General features: G+C 68.5%; 26 protein-coding genes. 6 read left to right on the forward strand and 20 right to left on the reverse strand.

Features of this window, described 5'->3' with window-relative positions:
• Nucleotides 1–183: 183 nt before the first annotated feature.
• The 7 genes from ACLB9X_RS19760 to ACLB9X_RS19790 form a co-directional block, all read right to left on the reverse strand.
• Nucleotides 184–2,277 (reverse strand): hypothetical protein, encoded by a 2,094-nt coding sequence (locus ACLB9X_RS19760; protein ID WP_410361695.1) that lies wholly within the window; start codon nt 2,275–2,277, stop codon nt 184–186.
• Between the two features lies 1 nt (nt 2,278).
• The gene (locus tag ACLB9X_RS19765; RefSeq protein ID WP_410361696.1) at nt 2,279–3,835 is read right to left on the reverse strand and encodes a hypothetical protein; all 1,557 of its coding nucleotides are present in this window, start codon (nt 3,833–3,835) and stop codon (nt 2,279–2,281) included.
• A 75-nt stretch (nt 3,836–3,910) separates the two neighbouring features.
• Nucleotides 3,911–4,249, reverse strand: a complete 339-nt coding sequence (locus ACLB9X_RS19770) for an RRQRL motif-containing zinc-binding protein (RefSeq protein WP_410361729.1) — start codon at nt 4,247–4,249, stop codon at nt 3,911–3,913.
• The gene (locus ACLB9X_RS19775) at nt 4,249–4,488 is read right to left on the reverse strand and encodes a hypothetical protein (RefSeq protein WP_410361697.1); all 240 of its coding nucleotides are present in this window, start codon (nt 4,486–4,488) and stop codon (nt 4,249–4,251) included. The genes ACLB9X_RS19770 and ACLB9X_RS19775 overlap by 1 nt, the downstream gene beginning before the upstream one ends.
• Nucleotides 4,485–5,495, reverse strand: coding sequence for a DUF2637 domain-containing protein (locus ACLB9X_RS19780; RefSeq protein WP_410361698.1), 1,011 nt, complete (start codon nt 5,493–5,495; stop codon nt 4,485–4,487). The genes ACLB9X_RS19775 and ACLB9X_RS19780 overlap by 4 nt, the downstream gene beginning before the upstream one ends.
• On the reverse strand, nt 5,492–5,827 hold the full coding sequence (locus ACLB9X_RS19785) for a hypothetical protein (protein ID WP_410361699.1): 336 nt from the start codon (nt 5,825–5,827) through the stop codon (nt 5,492–5,494). The genes ACLB9X_RS19780 and ACLB9X_RS19785 overlap by 4 nt, the downstream gene beginning before the upstream one ends.
• Nucleotides 5,824–6,090, reverse strand: coding sequence for a DUF6284 family protein (locus tag ACLB9X_RS19790; protein ID WP_410361700.1), 267 nt, complete (start codon nt 6,088–6,090; stop codon nt 5,824–5,826). Before ACLB9X_RS19790 ends, ACLB9X_RS19785 begins: the two co-directional genes overlap by 4 nt.
• A gap of 715 nt (nt 6,091–6,805) precedes the next feature.
• Between ACLB9X_RS19790 and ACLB9X_RS19795 the strand changes: the two genes are divergently transcribed.
• Complete coding sequence (locus tag ACLB9X_RS19795; protein ID WP_410361701.1) at nt 6,806–7,564, forward strand: helix-turn-helix domain-containing protein; 759 nt, start codon at nt 6,806–6,808, stop codon at nt 7,562–7,564.
• A 2-nt stretch (nt 7,565–7,566) separates the two neighbouring features.
• A complete protein-coding gene (locus ACLB9X_RS19800; protein ID WP_410361702.1) occupies nt 7,567–8,040 on the forward strand; it encodes an NUDIX domain-containing protein in 474 nt (157 codons plus the stop codon).
• Here the strand turns inward: ACLB9X_RS19800 and ACLB9X_RS19805 are convergent.
• The 13 genes from ACLB9X_RS19805 to ACLB9X_RS19865 form a co-directional block, all read right to left on the reverse strand.
• Nucleotides 8,028–8,600, reverse strand: coding sequence for an HD domain-containing protein (locus ACLB9X_RS19805; RefSeq protein ID WP_410361703.1), 573 nt, complete (start codon nt 8,598–8,600; stop codon nt 8,028–8,030). The genes ACLB9X_RS19800 and ACLB9X_RS19805 overlap by 13 nt on opposite strands.
• A gap of 1 nt (nt 8,601) precedes the next feature.
• On the reverse strand, nt 8,602–9,063 hold the full coding sequence (locus ACLB9X_RS19810; protein WP_410361704.1) for a GntR family transcriptional regulator: 462 nt from the start codon (nt 9,061–9,063) through the stop codon (nt 8,602–8,604).
• A gap of 336 nt (nt 9,064–9,399) precedes the next feature.
• A complete protein-coding gene (locus ACLB9X_RS19815; protein ID WP_410361705.1) occupies nt 9,400–10,554 on the reverse strand; it encodes a tyrosine-type recombinase/integrase in 1,155 nt (384 codons plus the stop codon).
• Nucleotides 10,554–10,742, reverse strand: coding sequence for a helix-turn-helix transcriptional regulator (locus ACLB9X_RS19820; RefSeq protein WP_410361706.1), 189 nt, complete (start codon nt 10,740–10,742; stop codon nt 10,554–10,556). Before ACLB9X_RS19820 ends, ACLB9X_RS19815 begins: the two co-directional genes overlap by 1 nt.
• Nucleotides 10,739–12,106: a replication initiator protein RepSA gene (gene repSA, locus ACLB9X_RS19825; protein WP_410361707.1), complete on the reverse strand. Its 1,368-nt coding sequence runs from the start codon at nt 12,104–12,106 to the stop codon at nt 10,739–10,741. Before repSA ends, ACLB9X_RS19820 begins: the two co-directional genes overlap by 4 nt.
• Nucleotides 12,099–12,524, reverse strand: coding sequence for an ASCH domain-containing protein (locus ACLB9X_RS19830; RefSeq protein ID WP_410361708.1), 426 nt, complete (start codon nt 12,522–12,524; stop codon nt 12,099–12,101). Before ACLB9X_RS19830 ends, repSA begins: the two co-directional genes overlap by 8 nt.
• 4 nt (nt 12,525–12,528) lie before the next feature.
• Nucleotides 12,529–12,723: a hypothetical protein gene (locus ACLB9X_RS19835; RefSeq protein ID WP_410361709.1), complete on the reverse strand. Its 195-nt coding sequence runs from the start codon at nt 12,721–12,723 to the stop codon at nt 12,529–12,531.
• 91 nt (nt 12,724–12,814) lie between these two features.
• The gene (locus ACLB9X_RS19840; RefSeq protein WP_410361710.1) at nt 12,815–13,123 is read right to left on the reverse strand and encodes a hypothetical protein; all 309 of its coding nucleotides are present in this window, start codon (nt 13,121–13,123) and stop codon (nt 12,815–12,817) included.
• A gap of 24 nt (nt 13,124–13,147) precedes the next feature.
• Nucleotides 13,148–13,342: a hypothetical protein gene (locus tag ACLB9X_RS19845; protein WP_410361711.1), complete on the reverse strand. Its 195-nt coding sequence runs from the start codon at nt 13,340–13,342 to the stop codon at nt 13,148–13,150.
• Nucleotides 13,339–14,010, reverse strand: coding sequence for a DUF2637 domain-containing protein (locus ACLB9X_RS19850; RefSeq protein WP_410361712.1), 672 nt, complete (start codon nt 14,008–14,010; stop codon nt 13,339–13,341). The genes ACLB9X_RS19845 and ACLB9X_RS19850 overlap by 4 nt, the downstream gene beginning before the upstream one ends.
• Nucleotides 14,011–14,087: 77 nt before the next feature.
• Entirely contained in the window at nt 14,088–14,279 is a 192-nt protein-coding gene (locus ACLB9X_RS19855) for a hypothetical protein (protein ID WP_410361713.1), read from the reverse strand.
• Between the two features lie 79 nt (nt 14,280–14,358).
• Nucleotides 14,359–15,723, reverse strand: coding sequence for an FtsK/SpoIIIE domain-containing protein (locus ACLB9X_RS19860; RefSeq protein ID WP_410361714.1), 1,365 nt, complete (start codon nt 15,721–15,723; stop codon nt 14,359–14,361).
• A gap of 5 nt (nt 15,724–15,728) precedes the next feature.
• Entirely contained in the window at nt 15,729–16,073 is a 345-nt protein-coding gene (locus tag ACLB9X_RS19865) for a hypothetical protein (RefSeq protein WP_389234078.1), read from the reverse strand.
• A gap of 116 nt (nt 16,074–16,189) precedes the next feature.
• Between ACLB9X_RS19865 and ACLB9X_RS19870 the strand changes: the two genes are divergently transcribed.
• From ACLB9X_RS19870 to ACLB9X_RS19885, 4 genes are all read left to right on the forward strand, one after another.
• Nucleotides 16,190–16,567 carry a winged helix-turn-helix domain-containing protein gene (locus tag ACLB9X_RS19870; RefSeq protein ID WP_410361715.1) on the forward strand — a complete coding sequence of 126 codons (378 nt, stop codon included), beginning with the start codon at nt 16,190–16,192 and terminating at the stop codon, nt 16,565–16,567.
• A gap of 234 nt (nt 16,568–16,801) precedes the next feature.
• Nucleotides 16,802–18,496 (forward strand): helix-turn-helix domain-containing protein, encoded by a 1,695-nt coding sequence (locus ACLB9X_RS19875; RefSeq protein WP_410361716.1) that lies wholly within the window; start codon nt 16,802–16,804, stop codon nt 18,494–18,496.
• Nucleotides 18,497–18,529: 33 nt separating this feature from the next.
• Nucleotides 18,530–19,510 (forward strand): asparaginase, encoded by a 981-nt coding sequence (locus ACLB9X_RS19880; protein WP_410361717.1) that lies wholly within the window; start codon nt 18,530–18,532, stop codon nt 19,508–19,510.
• Between the two features lie 30 nt (nt 19,511–19,540).
• Nucleotides 19,541–20,002: a PPC domain-containing DNA-binding protein gene (locus ACLB9X_RS19885; protein ID WP_410361718.1), complete on the forward strand. Its 462-nt coding sequence runs from the start codon at nt 19,541–19,543 to the stop codon at nt 20,000–20,002.
• The last annotated feature ends 144 nt before the right edge of the window (nt 20,003–20,146 follow it).

Genomic DNA, 20,146 nt, shown 5'->3' on the forward strand with positions numbered 1-20,146 from the left:
GCACCCCTGGGGCGGGGTGCTGCCCGGTGCCTTGCTTGTCGTGTCGCTTGTCGTCTGCCTTGTCGTGCGGCTTGTCGCTTGTCTTGTCTTGTCGCTTGTCGCCTTGCAGGTCACAAGCCGTTTTCGGCTCTTAGGGAGCCGTCTGGGGCCCTTCTCGTGGCCGGTGCGACAAGCGACAGGCGGTCAGCCCTCGGCAGGGTTCTCGGGGGCGTGGCGGTGGTGGACGTAGCGGGCCTTGGTACCGGTCCCGACCCGCACCGCGGTGCCGTCGTCGGTCCATGTCTTGAGCCAGCCGACGACGGTCTGCCGGGTGGTGCCGTGCTCGTCCGCGAGCGCGCGGGCGATCGCCGATGCCCCGGTGCCTTCCGATCCGGCGGCGAGCAGCAGCGCGAGCGCGGCCTCTTTGGCGGCGTTGTCCTCGCCCCGCAGAGCGGAGAGGTTCAACCCGCCAGCCGCAGGCAGTTGCTCCGTCCCGGCGTTGCCCGGCTCGGGCACGGTGCCGAACTGGGCGTCGATCTGCTCACGGAACTTCCGCGCCAGCGCATCCTCGTCCAGCGGCCCGGTCGGCCGCTGCTCGCGCAGCGCGGACAGGTTCAGTCCGTGCGCCGCCGTGCCGGGCTCGGCGCTCCGATCCTGGGGAGCGTTGTCGCGCATCCACGCGGTGCGGGTACTGTCCCAGCGGCGGGCGTAGTCCGGTCCGGCCGCCTTGGCCGACGTGGCATCGAGCTGCGGGTGCCGGTCGCTGGTGGCGGCGACGATGTCGCGGATCTGGTTGGGCAGGATCCGCCAGGACTTGAACAGCGCTGCCGGTGATTCAGGGGTGCCCATGAATCCGGCGCCCTTGTACGGGGCTTGGTCGACGCGCAGGCCGCGGGAGCCGGGGAACTGCTTGCCCAGGTCCATGCCTTCGGTCTCGCCGCCGGTGAGGGCGACGCGGACCTTGGCTTCCCGGCGGATCATCAGGTTGCCGAGCACGGCCCCGGTGGCTCCGAGGGCGGTCAGGACGGTGCGGATGCCCATGGCGCGGGCGATCCGGATGACCTCCAGGATCTTGGCGGCGAGCCTGCGCGATTCCTTGTCGGTACCGGCCAGGATCTCCGCACCCTCATCGATCACAAGCATGATCTGCGGGATGCGGTCACTGATCGGCAGGAGATCCGTGTTCGCCTTGGACATGAGGTCCTGGTAGGCCATCTTCCGGTGCTTGGCGATCCGCACTGCCGCGTCGAGCATCAGCGCGGCTTCCTCGTGGGAGGCGGCGAGCCAGTCGACACCGGGCCGCATGCCGTCGGTGGTCTGCCCGCTGCTGTCGAGCGCGGGCCGCACCCAGGGCAGGCCGGCCGATCCGGCGTTCAGGTCGATCACCCAGGTGAGGACGTCGGTGGCGCGGGCGAATCCGGCGAGGATCGTGTGGACCATGTTCGTCTTGCCCGAACCGGTCGGCCCGACCACGAGCGCGCACTGCTCGCGCAGGTAGGCGCGGATCTCGTCGGCGTTCGTCCGCAGCCCCCACGGAATGCCGGTGTGCAGGGACAGCGGTCCGTAGTCGGTGGGGTAGGTGACCTCGGCGGCGAGCACGTTGACGGTGGTCACGTCGATGAGGACGCGGCCCTGGTCGATGCCCTGGGATGCGGCGGCGGTGCAGCCGTGCGGGAGTCGGGCGTCGGCGGACAGCCGTGCGGATTCCCGGGCGATCTTGTCGTAGGTGGTGCCGCCGGGCGGGAGTTCGGCGTCGATGGTGAACCCGGTGCCGGTGGGCCACTGCTCGACCGCGAGCACGCGCACGGTGATGCCGCAGACGCGCTGGATGCGGTCGACCCATTCGGCGGCGATTGCCCGACGTTCGGCGGACAGTTCGCGGGCGACCTGCCGTTCGGCTGCGGCGATGGCCTCCAGCTCGCGGGCTTCCTCGCGCAGAAGGGTGGCGCGGGCGGCGGCCCCCAGGCCGACCCCGAAGGTGGCGAGGGAGCCGAGGGCGGCCCACGACAGGGGGCCGGTGGTCATGGCCCACGTCGTCCATCCCGCACCGATGAGCCAGGAGGCGGCGCGCATGCCGACGGTTCGGGCGGACAGCCGGTCGCGCAGGCTGGTGACGGTGTGGCCGATCGCGCCGGCCGCGCCGACGGCGAGTGCCCAGCCGGGGGGCATGCCGGTGGCGGCTCCGGTGGTGGCGACGGCGAGGCATCCGGTGGTGGCGGACAGGGCGCCGGTCACGGGTCCGTGACCGGCCGCCCAGTCCCACACCGGCCCCGATTTGGCCTGTGTGTTGGAGCTCATGTCAGACGTTCCATCCCTTCTCAGCCTCGGGCCCGTTGCGCGGGTCCTCGTGGCGGGCGATGTCCTGCTCGTGGGCCTGGCGGAACAGCGGGCCCATGTCCTCCGCGACCGCGACCGCGCTCATGACGGCGCCGAAGATGTCGTTGAAGCCGTCCGCGACCTCCTTCTCCAGCGGGAACTCGGAGTCCGCGCGCTCGGCGAGGATCCGCATCACGTTCGCCACGCTGGTCAGCGCCGCGGGGAGCCCTTCGACCATGGCAAGGATCTCCATGGCGCTCTCGGGGTCGTACTGCTGGGCGGCGGATTCCATCTCCGCCGCGTAGTCCTCGAACCGGAAACCGGACACGATCTCTCCCTCACTCGTCGTCATGCTGGGTGCTGCGGGGACGACACCGGCCGGACGCTCGACCTGGTCCCCGATCTGCTCGGTGCCGTCGCTGTTCGCCTCGGCGTCGGCGGCGGCCTCGTCGTCCTGCAGGGCAGCGCGAATGGCCTCGTCCCGCGCGGTGCGCTGCTCGTCGGCGGTGCGCATCAGCCGCGCGTACAGGCGGCGGCCGGGGTGGATGAGCCACGGAAGTCCGAGCTTGCGACCGATCGGGGACGTGATCAGACCGACCAGCCCGAGCGCACCGCCCAGCAGCGCGGCCAGCAGGCGGCGGCGCTGGAACCGGGCCGCAGACCGCCACAGGGCCTTGCGCGCCTTCTTGCGGACGGGTGCTTTGCGCGCCTGGTCGCGTTCGGCGGCGACCTGCCCGGCGGCCCGCGCGTCCCGCGCCTTCCGGGCCCGCTCTATGGCCGCGCCCCGGGCCTTCCCCACACGCCCGGCCGCCTTGCCCACGGCACGGCCGACCGGTCCCTTACCGGACAGGCTCCCGGACCGCCGGTCGGCTTTGGCCTGCCGCCGCGCGTCCGCGAGCGAACGGCGGGCGCCGGTCGTCTCGTTGCGGCGGGCGGCACGTGATGGCGAGGTCTGCCGTGCGGCTTCCCGAAGTGCCTTGATCTGGCCCACCGTGCCGCGTGCCTTGCCCGACGAGGCGGACGGCGACCCGGCGGATCCCTTCCGTCCAGGGCGGTTCAGCCCACCCGCCCGACCGGCGGAACTGGTGGTGCTGCGGGGCGACGTGCCCCGGCCGCGACCAGCGACCTTGGTGCTGCCGGCGTTCCCGTGACGGGACTGCCCCGGCACCCGCCCCGCGCCATGGCGGGAGCTGCGGCCGGGCGCAGTTGCCCCCGCCTTCGTGCCGGTCCGGGCAGCGTTCCGGGTCTTCGCCTGACCTCGCTGGTCACGGCGGTTGCGGGCGGCAGCCGCCGTGCCCAGGACGACCGCGCCGGTGGCGGCCACGGCGAGCGCGGCCGGACCGCCGACAAGCGCCGCAGCCGCCAGCAGGGACGTGGTGGCGTTCGTGCCGGTCACCGCGAGCGGAACGACCGGCCAACCGCCCGGCGTGTGCTCCACATCGGCAGCCAGGGCGTTCGTCTGGTCCGGCGTCGCCGGGGGTGGCGTGGGCTCCGGTGCGGCCTCGGGGACCGCTACCGGAGTGATGGTGGTGTCCGTCATGCTGAGTGCACTCCCTTCGGGAGCTCTGAGGGGGCCCGGCGTGATCTGTGGTGGAGAGGGCCGGGCCCTGCGGAATCAGGCGGTGCGCTGTTCCTCGTGGTGGATGCAGGTGCCGCACATGCCGTGCGAGCGCGGGATGCGATACCCGGCGTCGCGGCGGCAGTTGGGGCAGATGCGCTGTGCGGCGTTCGCCTTCGCCAGAGCCGCCCACCGGGCAGGTGTCATGGGGCGGACGGGCTTGGCCTGGTCGATGCGGTACAGGTAGGCGACCAGCGGGCCCCGGCGCCGCCGGGGCCGTTCGAGCTGCGCGGCGACGTCCTGCCCGCCGGGCCGCAGCCCGAGGGCACGGAGCTGGCGGTAGGTGGCGTAGCCGTCCGGCGCGAGCCGCCACCGGTAGACCGGCAGCGTGGCCATCACGCGAGCCGGTGGTAGGCGGCCCGGCAGGCGGCAGCGTGGGCGTTGGCCTTGGCGCGGATCGTGAACAGGCTGTCCAGCTCGGGGAACTGGGGGTGCGCGCCGCAGCCGTGGCAGTCCCAGCGGGAGTCGGTGCCGTGGCGGCTGCCGGTGACGTCGACGGCGGCGCCGACTTGGTTGTGCATGCGGATGAGCAGGTCATCCGGCTCGACCGGGGCGGTGTTCGGGGAGAGCTTCACGAGACGGCTCCTTCCAGAGCACGGGGGCCGGTCGGGGTGGTGTCGCGCAGTTCCTGGTAGCGGGTGGAGACCCAGCCGATGGACCAGCCGCACAGCTCCGCGGCTGTGCGCACCGGCAGGCCGGTGGCGTAGGCGGCGTGGACGATCTGCCTGGCTCGGTCCTCGGGCAGCTTCTCCGTGGCGGGGCCGCCGGCGAGCAGTGCGGCGCGGTCACGCTCGGCCCGCTCCTGCCGCTCCCGCTGTTCACGGCGCGCGGCTTCCTCGCGCTCCCGACGCTCGTTCTCGCGGCGCTGAGCGGCCTCCCGTTCACGGCGTTCACGCTCACGCTCAAGCTGTTCACGCTCGCGTTCACGGCGTTCACGAGCCTCCCGCTCGGCCCGCTCCCGGGCTTCTTCCCGGTCGCGTTCCTCACGGCGGGCCCGCTCCTCGCGTTCAGCGTGTTCACGGGCGAGCGCTGCTTCGTGCTCGCGCTGTTCACGCGCCAGCGCGGCGGCGTGCTCGCGTTCCTCGCGGGCCCGCTTCTCGGCTGCCTCCCGACGCTCGGCCGCCTTCTGCTCGCGGGCTTCCCGCTCGGCACGCTGCTCGGCCTCCAGCCGCGTCACGGCAGCGGTGATGGCGCGCCGGTAGGCGAGCCCGGTCTCTGCCGTGACGATCAGCAGCAGCGGCGCGACCGCGTGCACGGCCACGCCGACCAGGTCTTTCCTCAGCGCGGAGTCGGCGATGTTGAGGGCGAGGGTCATGCAGCCGGTCATCCAGCGCAGCACGACCGGCCACCTGCCGCCGTGCCCGCCCAGACGGGCCAGCACCGAGTCGAGGCGGACCACGATGACGACCGCGGCGTCCACGACCAGCGGCAGAATCGGGGCCGTCCAGTCCCACTTCTTCGGCGTGTGCGCCGCCATGAGCGGGGTCACCGTGAGGACCGAGTAGAGCATCGCCCCGGCCACGATCAGCCACGTGCCGACCGACAGCGCGCGCTCGGCTGAACGGATCTGAACACTGTTCACGGGCCGACCTCCGCCCGTGAACGCACTGCCGGAGCGACGGGAGTCTTGGCGTAGCCGACCAGCCGCAGCCGGGCGCCGGCGTAGTCGGTCTCCGTCGTCAGGACGCGCGTGTGAACGCCCTGCTCTCGGTAGCTCACGGACTCGGGCGCGATCCCCAAAGCGTCCCGCCATGCCTCGAACCCGGCGAAGTCGCCGTGGAAAGACAGCTCCAGCCGGTCCGGGTAGACCGTGGACACCGACACTCCCGGCGCCGGGAGATGCGCGAACTCGGCACTGAACATCCGCAGGACGACCAGCGGAGCGTTCAGGGCCGCGAGGGTGGACGCGCTCATGCGGCACCACCCGTCAGCGCCGTCGCGGCGCGGTTCGTGAGGTCGCGGCGGGCCGCGAGGACCCGGTTGCGGGCCCGACGGATCCGCCGCTCGTCCAGTGGCGACGGCGCCCGGTCCAGCATGGTGATCTGCGCGTCGAGCAGCTCGACCTCCGCCGTGATGACGGGCATCTCGCGCTCGATCGCGTCCAGCTCCGCGGCCGTGGGCTCGCGGTCGTACGGGGCGACGGTAACAACCGCCTGAACAGCACCGATGTGCTTCATGAGTCGTGTTCCTCCCAGGGTAGGAACGGCTCAAACAGCGGCCCCGGTGCTCGAACACCGGGGCCGCACGCCGTTGAAGTCGGAAGATCCGGCTCCCCACGCCCCGCCCGTACGGCAAAGAGCCAGACGGGCGAGGGAGGCAACCGGCCGCGGCATCCACCGTGCAGGTGACCTGACTCCGCCAGTCACCGGCTATCCCGGCGTGCGTCAGCGGCGGTCAGGGAAGACGCGAAGGGCATAGCTGCCGTGCCGGTCCAGCACGGGCAGCGCCCACGTACTTAAGTCGCTCATCAGGACTCCTCTCCTCGCTGGTCGTAATGGGGTGTCGCACTGCAAGGGGGACCTCGTCCCCACTCTCCGGCCGTTGCTCGCGGTCGCCGGGCCACCTCGCCAGTACGGGCTGAAGCCCTGTTCCACCTGGCCTTTAGCGGGATTGCAGCGTCCCCGCCCTCTGCTCATGAGCAGCCCAAAGAAGGCCCCTCAGGTGTTGCTGAGAACCGCAGTCGGGCTGTGAGCTCGAAGCAGTACCTCTATTATAGGTACTGCTTCGAACTCCGTCAAGCCTGACGGCGAACTCTCCGGTCTTCGCGCAGGGACTTCTTGGCGCACCATCAGAATCGGTGCAGGTGAGGGGCGTTGTTCACCCCGCGCGTGGACACCTGAGGGTCATCTCGCTACGGTCAGGACGTCCCTAGACGTCCCACCGGGGGTTGAGATGTCCAACGAGCGCTTACGGTCCGCCCTCTTGGCCCAGGGCATGACCGTGCAGGACCTGGCCGAAGCAATCGAGGTCAACCCGAAGACGGTTGAGCGCTGGATCACGCAGGGGAAGGTCCCGTACCGGCGGCACCAGTACGCGACCGCATCCGTGCTCAAAGTCGAGGTGACGACCCTGTGGGAGGACTCCCGCACGGTGGACAGCGCGTCTGACCTGAGTAAAGCGGAGATCGTGACGGTCTACCCGCATCGGCACATGGTGCCCACCGGCCTGTGGCGGGAGATCTACGGGCGGGCCCAGTCGCACATCGACGTACTCGTCTACTCCGGTCTGTGGCTCTCGGAAGACCCGCTCTTTCACGACCTGCTCAGGGCCAAGGTGCAGGGGAATGCCCAGGTGCGCATCCTGCTAGGGGATCCCGACTGTGCGGCGGTGAAACAGCGAGGCATAGACGAGGGTCACCAGATCATGGACGGCAAGATTCGCAACGCACTGATGAACTACCGTCCTCTGTTCAAGAGCCATCCAGACATCGGCTTCCGGCTCCACGACGCGACGCTCTACAACTCGCTATTCCGGGCCGACGACGAGATGCTCGTGAACACCCACGTCTACGGCATCGGCGCGTACATGGCGCCCGTCCTTCACCTGCGACGCCTGCCGGGCGGCGGCCTCTTCGACACGTACGCGAATAGCATCGAACAGACCTGGGGAGGCGCGCGCCAGGTGACGGATCACGACCTCACGGGAGCTTGAGCATGGGACGCATTGACTACCTTCACGACCCCGACGCCCCGCCGGCCAACTCGGTGGTGCCGTCCGTCGTGGCGTTCGTGCAGAACGACGCAGGCGAGGTGCTGGTCATCCAGCGGTCTGACAACGGCCGTTGGGCGCTGCCTGGCGGCGGCCACGACGTCGGAGAGTCCATCAGCGACACGGTCGTGCGCGAGGTGTGGGAAGAGACCGGCATCAAGGCCGAAGTCGTCGACATGTCCGGGATCTACACCGACCCGGGTCACGTGATGCTCTACGACGACGGCGAGGCGCGCCAGCAGTTCAGCATCTGCTTCCGGGCCCGGCCCATCGGCGGGAACGTGCGTACGAGCAACGAGACGACGCAGGTCCGCTGGGTTGCCCCGGCGGACCTGGCAGAACTCGACATCCACCCCACGATGCGGCTCCGCATCGAGCACGCCATGGACCGGACGCGTACGGCTCCCTACATCGGCTGACGCTTCACCGCGGCGACCCGTTCGAGCACGCGGGCGGTACAGGCCAGGATCTCCGGTTCGGCGCGCCGGATGAACATGCCGATGAGGCTGTCGGGCCCGTACCGCCCCGCGATCTCGTTGACACGGTCGACGGGATTCGTCGGGGTCCCGTCCGGCGTCGTGTTCATGTCGCAGAAGCAGAGTGCGTCGGAGAGCTCCGCATGCTCCAGCGGGAACTCGGACTCCAGCTCCTCGCGCAGCCCCCGGGCCTCAGCCTCCATCCAGGCACAGGAGTGATGGGCCACGAGCCGGATCACTCGAACGTCGGCATTGGCGACGTCCCGCAGGTACCGGGCGCCGTCCAGCGGGTGGAATCCGGTCTTGGCCAGGTCGGGGGAGTAGCCGATGTCGTGCAGCACCGCCGCGGCCTCCAGCAGCTCGGCATCTTCGCCCAGGATCGGCGCGATGATTCGAGCCCGCCCAGCGACCCCGAGCGAGTGCGCCCACCGCCGCGGCAGGGGCTCGGCGAGCAACGACTCCGCGAGCGGATAGGCCCAGTCGGTCAGTCCCGTGCTGCTCACGCTACGAACGCTCCTCTCGGCCCGGCAGGGCCAGTACGGTTCGCTGCTTTCCTTGCTGGCTCGCCGACAGCAGACCGGCTGCCTCCAGCCTGTCGAGCGCTTTGGCCACCGTTGGCCGTGAGACACCGAAGCGCTCGGCCAGAGCGCTCGTGCTGGGGAACGGTGCCCCCACCTTGAGCTCGTCGGTGCGGATGACTTCTGCGATCTGCTCCGTCAGTGGCCGGCGGTCCCGCTCCTGCCCTGGTCGGACGACGCGCCACCGGCCCCCTGGCACTCGCTCCGCACGTCCCTCCTTCTCCAGGACGGCGAAGACGCGCAGCGCGACCCCGCGTGAGACACCGTGGTCACGCATGAGCTCCGCCGCTGACGGCAGCTCGGCTATTTCCGGCTTGGCGTCGATCTCTGCCCGCAGGGCATCGGCGATCTTCAGGAAAGTTCCCCGAGGGCTGGCCTCCTGCGACACCCGCTCTCCCTTCTCCGTTTGCCCGTCGTCAGGGCCAAGCCTCCCATGCCATGCCTCCGTCGTAGTGATTTGAGGTGTCTGACCAGCGACGCTGAGCCGCTGCCGTGACGGCAGTGACTGACGGCAACGTGGGCGCACAAGTGCAGTCACGCACGTGCTCCGGCGGCCATGCCGGACCCCCGGCACAGGCGCGCAGGGCAGGCACCAGGGCCGTCTGGTCGAACTTACAAAGCAGATGTCGGCGGTTCGAAACCGTCCGCGCCCACCAGCACAAAGGCCCCCAGCCGATCATGGCTGGGGGCCTTTGACATCCCCATCTGACATCAACGGGGACGTTCACTCACGGCCGGGCCGCCTCTTGAGCATCCGGTCCATGTGGCTGACAGCCTCGCGCTGCGTGTCCTGGACGACGTGCGTGTAGACGTTCATCGTGACGGCGATCTGACTGTGCCCAAGGATCTCCATCACCACGCGGGGAGCGACACCGGCCGCGGTGAGCAGGGTCGCGCAGCCGTGTCGGGCGTCGTGCAGGCGGATGACTCGGATGCCGGCCGAGTCGGCGACGCGGGTGAAAGAGCGGTACAGGTTCCGCGGCTCGATGGGCTGCCCGGTGCGGGTGGTGAAGACGTAGCCGGTCTCCTTCCAGTCAGCCCCGGCCCGCTCGCGTTGGGCAGCCTGCCGCATCCGCTGCCAGCGCAAAGGAGCGACACAGATCGCGGGAAGCGGCAGGGTCTGCTTCCGGCGGCGGCCCTTGGGATCGTCCTCGTACACCTCACCACGGACGCGCTGCCGCTGAGTGCGTACGCGGATTTCCCGCTCTTCGAGGTCGAGGTTTTCCCAACGAAGGCCGACGACCTCACCACGGCGAAAGCCGAGAGCGATGGCGAGGACGAAGGCCGCGTACAGCGGGTCCTTGCGGGCGGCGGTCAGGAAGTCGAGCGTTTCGTCGAGGGACCACGGCGACAGATCACGGGCGTCGACCGAAGGAGGTTCGACCATCGTCGCCACGTTGCGCATGACGAGCTCTTCCCGACAGGCGGCGGTGAGGGCGGTCCGCAGCACGCGATGGGATTCCTTGGCGGTGGCGGCGGTGGTCGTCTTCTCCAGCTGGACGAGGAAGCGCCGGACGTCCGCAACGCTCAGCGATTCGAGCCGCTTGGTGCCGAGCATCGGCACCAGGTAAAGCCGCACGTGCACTTCGTACTTGGCGTAGGTAGTGCGCTTCCGGCGCGGCTTGATGATGTGGTCCAGCCAGTACGGCAGCCACTCGGAGAGCCTTGCCGACCGGGTCGGCACGGGCACGCCCTGGTCGACCTTGTCGAGGAGGTTGCGGCGCTTGGTGTCGCACTCGGCCCAGGTCTTGCCGTAGGCGAACTTGCGGGCGCGGGTGCCGTCCGGCTGGAGGACGTAGACGGCGGCTTGATAGCGGCCGTCCTTGCGCTTGGTGATGGTGCCCGCGCCGTTGGGGTTGCGCTTGCGCTGGGAGGCCATCAGGCAGCCTCCTCGATCCGGTCGCGGATGTAGTCCTGCAGCGCTTGTTCGGGGATCCGGCGGGCGCGACCTTCGGTGATTGAGACCAGACGCTTCGAGCGGATCAGGTCATAGACCTTCGAGCGTCCGAACCTGAGACGCGCCATGACCTCAGGCACGGTCAGCAGTTGGTCGGCGGCGGTGGTCATACTCCGGGTCCTTTCACTGCTTGTCCGTCTTGGATGGCTTCGCGGGCGGTTTCTCGGTTGATGCGGATGTCTTCGGCGATGGATGCGGCGAGGGCGGATTCGCCGGGTGTGTGGCCGTGGCCGGCGTAGCGCCAGTCAGCAAGGACGAGGGTGGTGTCGGGCTCGGGCAGGCCGAGGGTTCGGCGTTGTTCGGTGGCGCGGTAGTCGGCGCGGACTTGGCGGCGTTCGGTGAATGTTGAGGAGTAGCGGCGACTCTTGGTGAGGAAGTGGCCGCGGAAGCCGAGCATGTGGGCCCAGGCCCAGAGCCTTCGTTCGGGGTAGAGCGGATCGAGGTCCCAGCAGGCACGGATGAGACGGCGTACGTGCTCGGGCACGTGGCGCTGGTCGAGTTCGGCGAGTTCGCCGATGCGGCGGTCGAGGGTGCCGGTGGTCTCGGCGGCTTTGGTGGCGTACTTGGCGACGTAGGCGGCGACCTTCTGTTCGGTGATGTCATCCGAGTCGAAGGCGGTGATGGGTCGGACGTCGAGTTTCTTGCCCCAGCACAGGGTGCGTTCGGGCTGCTCTTCGGCGGCGGGCACGGTCACTGTGGTGTACGGATGTTTCCTGGCTGCGTGGATCGCGTCGGTGAGGAGTTCGGTGGTGGCCCACCGCGGCGGCAAAGTGTCGGGCCCATCTGGTCCGTCGATGCGGATGACGGCGTGGAAGTGGATCGCGCCGCGCTTTTGGAACTCGGCGACCTTGTTGAAGGACAGTCGGGCCGATTCCTTGAACGCCTTCTGGGTGAGTCCGGCGGCGGCGGCGAGTTCGCGGCGGAGCCGGTTGATGAATCGGTGCCACAGCTCGCCCGCGTGGTTGTTGAACAGCACCGCGCCCGTGTAGTCGTACGTCGCGGGGTCGAGCGCCGTGCCGAGCGCGGGATCGTCCTCGGTGTGGCGAGTACCGCAGCGGCAGCGGCCGGCATCGGGGATGTTGTGAACCGGGCCGAAGGAGGGAGCGGTCAGGGTGGCGAAGACCCGGGGCCGCTCGCGCACTGCGGCAGGGATGTTCATGGTGTCGTCGCCGGACAAGCCCGCGCGGACGAGGCGGTAGGCGTCTCCGGCGTAGAGGTAGGCGCAGGGCTGGCAGCGGGAGGCGCGGCGGTTGCCGCAGGCGATGCGCAGCCGGCCGCCGGGCTCGTCTTCGGTGGAGTAGGTGTGCAGGACCCGCCCGGTGGCTTTGTCGCGGGTGAGGGTCCAGCCGGTGAGGTGGATGGGCTGGGCGCATCCGCCGGTCTTCTTGATCTGGTCTTGCCAGCGGTCGAAGTCGGGGGCCGAGGCCACCCTGAGCAGGTCGCTCAGGGTGGTCGGATCGAGCGTGTCAGCCACGGGCAGCCTCCAGCGCGTCGGCGAGGAGCGGTGCGGCGAGCAGTCCGGGCGGCGGGGTCCACAGACCGCGTGCGCCGGGCCAGGACAGCGGCGCGGCGAGCGGGGTCACGTCGGTGAGTCGCCAGTGGTAGCGACCCTTGGCGGACCAGAGCGTGCACCAGCCGTCATCGGTGTGGCAGTCCTCCAGCCGGGCCACGGCGACGATCGCGCCCCGCGGGAAGGGGCGGCGCAGGAACGGCCGCGCCAGCGGGGCGTCTTTCGCGTTCGGGTCGGTGGTGCGTCCGGCGTGGATGAGGACCAGGCCGCGGTGATCGGTCGGCCAGGTACGGTTCTCGATCCGCTTGGTGCCGTAAGCGATCGCACTTGCCCACGGCTGCCACAGCGTCAGCGCCAACACCTGGGGAACGGGAAGGCTCATGCGGTCACCGCCCCGCCGTGGACACACGCGTGGTGACGAGCCAGACAGGGGCGGTGCCGGTGCCGTGGCAGGCGGGGCAGTGCGCGGTGATGGTGCGCAGGTGTCCGGCGCGGTCGCGGCCGCCGAGGGTGATGGCGACGGACGGGAAGCCGTCGCAGTTGGGGCAGATCCGATCGGTCGCTGCGGGGCGCTGAGGCATGATGGGTGTTCCTTCCGGTTTGAGTGATCGGGTAGGGGACGGTCCGTCCGGACGGCGGATACTTGGCGGTAGAGGCCGCCCGGAGGGCCGGTCACTTGCGCGGGGTTTTGGGTGCCTTCAGGGCGAGGGTGATCAGTCCGCCTCCGCCGATCAGCGTCGGAACGGCTGCCTTGATCGCTGCTGCTGTGGTGGCGGCGACCTGGACCAGGGACAGCACGGCGACGGTGGTGAGGTAGACCAGGCCGCAGGCGCCGACCGTGGCGACCAGGATCAAGACCACGGGACCGGTCCATGAGCGGGGCGTGGTGTGGACGATGACCACGGACCGGGGGTCGGCGCCCGGAGGGATCAGGTCGGCCGGGACATGTCCGGCACGGAGCTGCGCATCGGGGCGTATCACAGTGGTTCTCCCTTCCGGGTCAAGTCACTTGGCAGTGCCGTTGACGGCGTCGACACCGGCTTTGGTGCCCGACTCGATCGCCGGGGCCAGGAAGGTGTCGGCGAGGAGGAAGCCGCCGAGGAGGAGCACGACGATCAGCCAGGTCGGCGGGCGCAGGTGCTTGATCCCGAAGTAGCCGAAGATGGCGAACACGGCGATCAGCGGCAGTTCGACGTTCACAGCTGGTCAGTCCTTTCGGTGAGCTGGAGGGCGAGGGCATCCGCCATCGGACCGGGCACACCCAGACGAGCGCGCAGGGTCTCGGGATCGATCGCGGTGCCGGTCGAGGCCCGGTGCGCATCGGCGACCTTCCGGGCGTGTGCGAGGAGCGCGGCCGGTACCGGGGCGGGCGGCAGCGCGGGAACCGGCTCGGTCGCAGGCTCGGGTGCCGGGGCCGGGGCGGGTGCGTCACGGGTGACCGCGATGTCCGCAGCAGGTTCAGCACCCGGCCCCGGGGCCGTGTCGGTGGCCTGGTGGGCGGGGTTGTGGACGAGCAGGGTGCCGCCGAGGAACGCGAGGGCGGGCCAGCCGGCGACCAGGATCCGCAGCCAGGCAGGCACGTTGTTCAGGTCGAGCAGACCCGCGGTGGCGACGTTCGCACCGAGCGAGGCAGCGAGTGCAACCGTGAACCAGGTCCACGCCGCACGCGCGGGCTCACCGGCAGCCTTGAGGATGCGCAGGCGTCGCCATGCAGCGACCAGGAGCAGATCCACGGAGACGGGGTAGGCCCAGGCTTTCCAGCCGTCTTGTCCCGCGGCGACGGCGATGTCGTGCAGGTGAGCGAAGGACAGAGCACCGGCGATCACGGCTTGCACCAGCACCGCATCCGGTCGGATCTTGCGGCTCACGGGTCTTCACCTCCTTGGGGTGTGGGGGCCAGGGCCGGGCGGGGCTCATGCGTCCTGCCGCCCGGCGCCCGGCGGAATCACTCGGTCGGGGCTTGGCCGGTGCCGAAGCAGGTCAGGCACAGGGCTTCCTGCCGGTCGTCGCTTTGGTGCTTGCGTCGGCCGCCGACCTGGAAGGACTCGGAGACCTGGCCGGTGGTGCAGTCCGGACACGGCTTGGGCTTTGGCTTGCTGGTGGCCGGGCGGCGGGCGGTGCGCTTGGGTGCCGTCACGGGGGCTTCTCCTTTCGGGCATGGCGGGGGTAGGGACCTGGCGCGAGACGGTCACGCCGACCGTGTGGAGTGGCAGGGGCTACGGAGTGCCCGGGGCGACGGCCGGTGCCGCAGAAGTGGCTGATGCCGGAGCGCCGGTGGCCGGGCGGAAGGGGGCCAGGGTCGGGATGTCCGGCGTCAGGTGCGCGAACTCGCGGCACACCGCGGCGACTTCACCCAGGGACGTTTTCGGTGTGCGGATGCGCGTCCAGTTGCCGGAGGAATCACCGACGATTGCTGTACCGGCCCGTTCCGGGGCGATGCTGGTCGCAGCTGCGACGGCGAGTTCGTTGACGTCGGCCAGGCCCATTTCGGCGGTCTGCTTGTCGTTGCAGCGGTGCACCACGCGGCCGGTGAGCTGGGCACGGAGCGCGGTTGCGCCCTTGCCGAGTTCGGAGCCGAAGCGCTGCCCGCAAACCTCCAGGTAGATGCCGACCGCGCGGGCCAGCTGAGCGAGGCGCACCAGCTGGGTGACCATATGGTCCCGGCGGGCCGCGTCTGCCTTGGAGGCGATCAGGAACAGTTCGGCGATCTCATCGATCAGGACCACGATCGGGACCGGGCGCAGCTTCTTCGGCAGGCCCCAGATGTCGGAGGTGATGTCTTCCAGCGGGGTGCCCGGGGCGATGCCCTGGTGCAGACACAGCAGGTCGAAGCGGTCTTCCATCTCCTCGACCAGCGCGTCCAGCAGCCCTTCGGCCTGATCAGGAGTGATGGCCAGGGCCGACAGCCGCGGGGCGAAGGGGCCCTGTTCCACACCGCGTTTGCAGTCGATGCCGACCAGGGCCACATCGAGCGGCGCGAGAGCCTTGATCAGGCAGCGCTGGTGCATCGACTTGCCCGACTTGTTTGCACCCAGCGTCAGGCCGTGCGGGATCTCCTGATAGTTGCGCACGTACGGCCGGCCGTCCTCCCGCAGAGCAACCGTCGCGGACAGCGGACCGGCAGCCAGGCGGCGCGGCATCCGCACGTGGGCGAGGATGTCGAAGCCGGTCATCCGCAGATCGACCACACCCGGCTTGATCTCGAAGACGTGCACCGAGTACACACCCCACGCGTGCCGCAGCCGCTCCGCCGACTTGACCACATCGTCCGGGGCCAGGCCCGCAGCCAGCCGCAGACGCAGCACCAGACCAGTACGGGTCGGACGAATACCCCGCAGCTTCGGAACACCGGGACGGGCCTGCTGCTCACCGGCGGACAGCTTCTTGGCAAAGACCTTCCACCACGGCGGAGCAACAGTCAGCTCACACGCCTCCATCGTCTGGCGGTAGGAGGAGAGAATCCGGTACAGCGCGGCCGGGAGGCCGACGAGCGTCCAGTACACGGCGGGGGCTTTGACGCGGGCCACCAGGAGCAGGGCGGTGGCGATGACCGCCAGTGCTAAGAGCGTTCCTCCGGACATGGCGGTCAGCCCTTGCCGTTGGCGGCGGCTGGGACCTGCTGCGCCATCACGGCGGTGGCGCGGTAGCTGATGCCGTGCCCGAAGTCGTTCTCCCACGGCCTGGCCACCAGGCCGGGCAGCGCCACCGGCGCACCGGGGAACAGGTCCGGCTGAATCCCGTCTTCGGCGACCACGATGGTCAGCGCGTCCGGGCGACCGTCCACGATCACCGCGACGTTCACGTTGAACAGGGTCTTGCCGGACTGCTTGTCGATCGCGACCTCACCGGTCTCCCGGTTCTTGATCTTCGGCTCAGGAGCTTGGATGAGCATCACCGTCATGGCGGCGGTGTCCACAGGGATCTGACGCATGATCTTGCCTCCCAGAGGGATTGAGGACTCGGTACATACATAGTCGACTTGGCATACCTAGTTGTCAAGGAGTGCTTGGGTTGCCTAGTCGCAGGACTTGCCGCGAAGCTGGAAGCGTGACGACCGCGAAGAGAGTCGAAATGATCGAAAAGTCCGGCGTACCTGCATATCTCCAGATCGCCGAGACGCTGCGCGAGATGATTCAGCGCGGGGACCTGGCGCCTGAGGACTCGCTGCCGTCAACAGCGCAGCTGTGCGCGAAGTACGGGGTGTCGGCGAGCGTCGTCAAGGCTGCGATCAGCGTGCTCCGCACCGAGGGGCTGGTCATCGGGCAGCAGGGGAAGGGCGTGTTCGTCCGCCCGGCCGGCCCGGAGCAAGGGGCGCAGGGTGACGATGCACTCTTGGCTCAACTCGCCGAGATCCAGAACGCGATCCACGACCTTGCTGGCCGCATGGCTGCGATCGAAGCTGCTGTGTTCCCAAAGCGCTCGTGAGCAAGGCGACACGACAGGCGAGTTCGTCCAGTTCCGCGCGGATGAGACTCATGCGGCGCAGCAATGCGTCCCTCTGATCCTGACTCCGTTCCATCGCTTCAGCTCCATCCGTCATGGCTTCGCGCCGGACCAACCGGGCCTACATCCATTGACGCTCAGCAGTCTCGACATCTCCATGGGCCGGATGTGGACACGGGCGCGGTGCCGTAGCTGTCCACATGAGAGGCATGAGTCATGGCCCAGGCGCCGAGGAAGCTCTCACCGACTGACTCCGCCCAGCACTTTTTCGGGGCAGAGCTTCGGCATTGGAGGGAGCTTCGAGGCCTGTCACAGGATCAACTAGGTGCGCGAGTCTTCACCAGTGGCGACACGTTGAGCAAGGTCGAGAAGGCAACGCGCTTCCCTTCTCGTGATGTGGCCTTGGCCTGTGACGAGGTGCTTGGTGCCGGCGGGACGTTAGCCCGCCTCTGGGATCTTGCCAATGCTCAACGTCGCGATGGGCGCACACGGTTAGCCAGGCAGTCAAACCATGTGGACACTTCCGCGCTTGATCTCCAGGGCGCCCTTGCCGCAGGCACGATGAAGCTGCGGATGGATGAGGAGGGCAACGTGTGGGCTGAGGTCGATCGACGGTCGTTTCTGGTGGGGAGTGCTGCCGCATTACTTAGTCAAGGGGGGACCGGACCGACCGCGGGCACGCCCATTGGGGCTCCAGCAATCAGTGCAGTGAACGATCCCTTTGGCTTCGCCAAGGCGGTTGCCGCTGAATGGCCTGACCTGCGGCTTTCCCAGCCGGTGCCCGACCATGGAGTCGACTGGACCGCCTTGATGCCTGGCGGACGATCGATGCTTGGGTCTGACCTCTCCTTGCAGCTTCATCCCGCAAGGATCGAGGGTGGACGAGCGATCGTTTCCCTGCCTGACCAACGTCGTGTCAGCAGCTTTCTGGATCGGCCAGGCCGAGGTTTGCTCATCGGGGCTGCTGGTGACGAAGAAGCGCCACAGTTCTACGTACTCGATGGCCGGAACGCCGGAAGGCGGCTCGCTCGCAGCGCAGGCATTCAAGAGGTCACCGCGCCGCTTGCCTATGAACTTGATGATCTGACATTCGGCATCCTCTGGGCAGTGTCCAACTACGACGATGCCCTGCAGGCCGACGACCAGGCCTTGGCAGAGACGCGAACGGACCTCGAGCGATACGACCGCCTGTCGTCCTCAGCCGTGAGCCGAGAAGCAGCGCCCGGACTGAACGCCGTTGCCCACATGTGGCTCGGATCAGATTTCTGTGCACGTCACATTCTCAAGGCACTTCCGGATCTGCCTGAGTTGCCAGCGTTCTGGACGCGTGAGCAGCGAGGTGAAGAGGCCAGTGCGTGGCTGATCTTTGATCACAAGTACCCCTACCTTCAAGCAACAACCAGGGCGCTTGGGGGCGCGAGCACGCGAGCGTTCTGCGTACCCGAAGCGGTTGTCAGAGCCTCACCACGGCACGAACGTATCTTGCTCTTCCTCGCAGTGGCGCTCATGGAATCGCTAGGCATCCAGGCTCAGTTCACGAGCGACCCTTCGTACGAGGCAGTTGAAGGGTTCGTGGTGTCACCCAACAAGGAAGCAATCATCGCCAACTGGGTACGTGGCGACGGCATGTGGCACGTCGACGTGACCGGCCGTTCCTCCATCGTGCGTGAGTTCACCAACGCTGCCGGGGACGTAGCAACTGACTCCATCATCGAGGCCCCGACTGCAGGGCAACGCTTGAGGGAATTGGCCCAGTACCTCGACCTCCCGTGGGGCTGGTTGATCCAGCGGTGCGCGCAACTCGGCAAGCAAGGTACATCTGGGCTGATCCAGGCCCGAAGCCGCCTTGTGTCGGCCGCCGGCATCGACGCAGCCTGCGCGTATGTCGGTTCACTGCCTGCTGACGGCTAGCCTGCGAGCCATACACCGGAAGGAACGGAACAGATGACGGACACGCGGCGGCGCGTTGTGGTGCTCTCGCTTGGTGGCACCATCGCAATGACCTCGCAGGAGGCGGGCAGAGCCACCCCCACGCTCTCAGCCGATGACCTCGTGGCAGCAGTCCCAGGCCTTGCCGAGACCGGCCTTATGGTCGAGGTCCGCGACTTTCGAAGGCTGCCAGGTGCCTCACTGGCGTTCAGCGACTTGCTCGACCTCGTCAGAGAGATCGAAGCGCTCGACGCCGACGGTGTGGTCATTACGCAGGGCACAGACACAATCGAAGAGACTTCATACCTGATCGACCTGGTTTACTCCGGCCAAATGCCAGTCGTGATCACCGGAGCGATGCGCAACGCGAGCATGGCAGGCGCCGACGGGCCGGCCAACGTACTTGCGTCGATTCGTACCGCGGCGAGTAAGGAAGCCCGGGGGGCTGGTGTGGTCGTCGTGTTCGGCGAAGAGATTCATGCGGCTCGCTGGGTTCGCAAGGCTCACGCCACAAGCCCCACGGCGTTCGCGTCCTACCCCGGACCAATCGGCTACGTCGCCGAAGACCAAGTTCGTGTGTGGACGTATCCAGGCGACCAGCCGAAGATCCCGCTCCAGAAGACCAAGCCCGACGTCCGGACCGCTGTGGCGCTCATCGGTCTGGGCGATGACGGCGCTGTGCTCCAGGCTATCGGCACACAGGTCGATGGTCTCGTGGTCGCCGCCTTTGGTGCCGGGCACGTCCCCATGGCTTGTGTGGACACGCTCACAGACCTGGCCAAGCGGATGCCGGTGATCCTCGCGACGCGTACGGGGGCAGGGCCCGTACTCAGGGACACCTACGGGTTCCCGGGATCGGAATCAGACTTGCTCGCCCGTGGCCTCATCTCAGCCAACACCCTCGGACCGATCAAGGCTCGGATCCTCTTGCAGCTGCTCCTGATGCGGGGCGCCGGCCAAGGCGAGATCGCAGAGCACTTCCGCATCATCCATTGATGAGACCTCCAACCTTCCGAGAGGACTGTCTTGCGCAGCTATGAGTTGACCACCGGCCGGACCTTCGGGGTGGCGTTCGACCACGGCGACGATTTCTTTCCCACGCTCGCTGAGTTCTGCCGTAGCAACGGGGTTCGACACGGCTACATCCCCATGTTCATCGCCGGCTTCGCCGAGGCGGAGATCGTGGGCGCATGCGAGAAGCTGGAGGATCCCGAGGCCCCGGTGTGGAGCAAGGTGCACCTGACCGGGGTCGAAGCGATGGGCTGCGGCACCCTTGCCTACGACGCCGAGACAGACACTGTGCTGCCGCACATCCACACCTCGCTTGGTGAGAAGGCGCGTTCAGCGAACGGACACACAAGCCATTTGCTAAGTGCCCGCGTTCAGTTCCTCGTCGAGATGCTCGTTGTTGAGGTCACGTCACCGGTCATGACACGTCCGCAGAATCCGGACCTCTATAACGTGCCGCTACTGACCTTCGGAGCGTGAGCCACCTGCCTGACGTTTGTCTAGTCCCAGGTGATGTTTGACGTTCTGGTCCCAGCTGATGCTTGACGGTGGGCCTAGACAACATCGGAAACTTCGCGAGGCTTGTTCGCTTTGACGTTCCTGACCGGGACGTCAGTCGTGCGG

Source organism: Streptomyces sp. 5K101 (assembly GCF_046506645.1).
GTDB lineage: Bacteria > Actinomycetota > Actinomycetes > Streptomycetales > Streptomycetaceae > Streptomyces.

Excerpts from the sequence above, each read along its gene's own strand:
- ACLB9X_RS19760 (WP_410361695.1), bottom strand. The coding sequence starts at position 2,277 with ATGAGCTCCAACACACAGGCCAAATCGGGGCCGGTGTGGGACTGGGCG.
- ACLB9X_RS19765 (WP_410361696.1), bottom strand. The coding sequence starts at position 3,835 with ATGACGGACACCACCATCACTCCGGTAGCGGTCCCCGAGGCCGCACCG.
- ACLB9X_RS19770 (WP_410361729.1), bottom strand. The coding sequence starts at position 4,249 with ATGGCCACGCTGCCGGTCTACCGGTGGCGGCTCGCGCCGGACGGCTAC.
- ACLB9X_RS19785 (WP_410361699.1), bottom strand. The coding sequence starts at position 5,827 with ATGAGCGCGTCCACCCTCGCGGCCCTGAACGCTCCGCTGGTCGTCCTG.
- ACLB9X_RS19790 (WP_410361700.1), bottom strand. The coding sequence starts at position 6,090 with ATGAAGCACATCGGTGCTGTTCAGGCGGTTGTTACCGTCGCCCCGTAC.
- ACLB9X_RS19795 (WP_410361701.1), top strand. The coding sequence starts at position 6,806 with ATGTCCAACGAGCGCTTACGGTCCGCCCTCTTGGCCCAGGGCATGACC.
- ACLB9X_RS19800 (WP_410361702.1), top strand. The coding sequence starts at position 7,567 with ATGGGACGCATTGACTACCTTCACGACCCCGACGCCCCGCCGGCCAAC.
- ACLB9X_RS19815 (WP_410361705.1), bottom strand. The coding sequence starts at position 10,554 with ATGGCCTCCCAGCGCAAGCGCAACCCCAACGGCGCGGGCACCATCACC.
- ACLB9X_RS19820 (WP_410361706.1), bottom strand. The coding sequence starts at position 10,742 with ATGACCACCGCCGCCGACCAACTGCTGACCGTGCCTGAGGTCATGGCG.
- ACLB9X_RS19830 (WP_410361708.1), bottom strand. The coding sequence starts at position 12,524 with ATGAGCCTTCCCGTTCCCCAGGTGTTGGCGCTGACGCTGTGGCAGCCG.
- ACLB9X_RS19835 (WP_410361709.1), bottom strand. The coding sequence starts at position 12,723 with ATGCCTCAGCGCCCCGCAGCGACCGATCGGATCTGCCCCAACTGCGAC.
- ACLB9X_RS19860 (WP_410361714.1), bottom strand. The coding sequence starts at position 15,723 with ATGTCCGGAGGAACGCTCTTAGCACTGGCGGTCATCGCCACCGCCCTG.
- ACLB9X_RS19865 (WP_389234078.1), bottom strand. The coding sequence starts at position 16,073 with ATGCGTCAGATCCCTGTGGACACCGCCGCCATGACGGTGATGCTCATC.
- ACLB9X_RS19875 (WP_410361716.1), top strand. The coding sequence starts at position 16,802 with ATGGCCCAGGCGCCGAGGAAGCTCTCACCGACTGACTCCGCCCAGCAC.
- ACLB9X_RS19880 (WP_410361717.1), top strand. The coding sequence starts at position 18,530 with ATGACGGACACGCGGCGGCGCGTTGTGGTGCTCTCGCTTGGTGGCACC.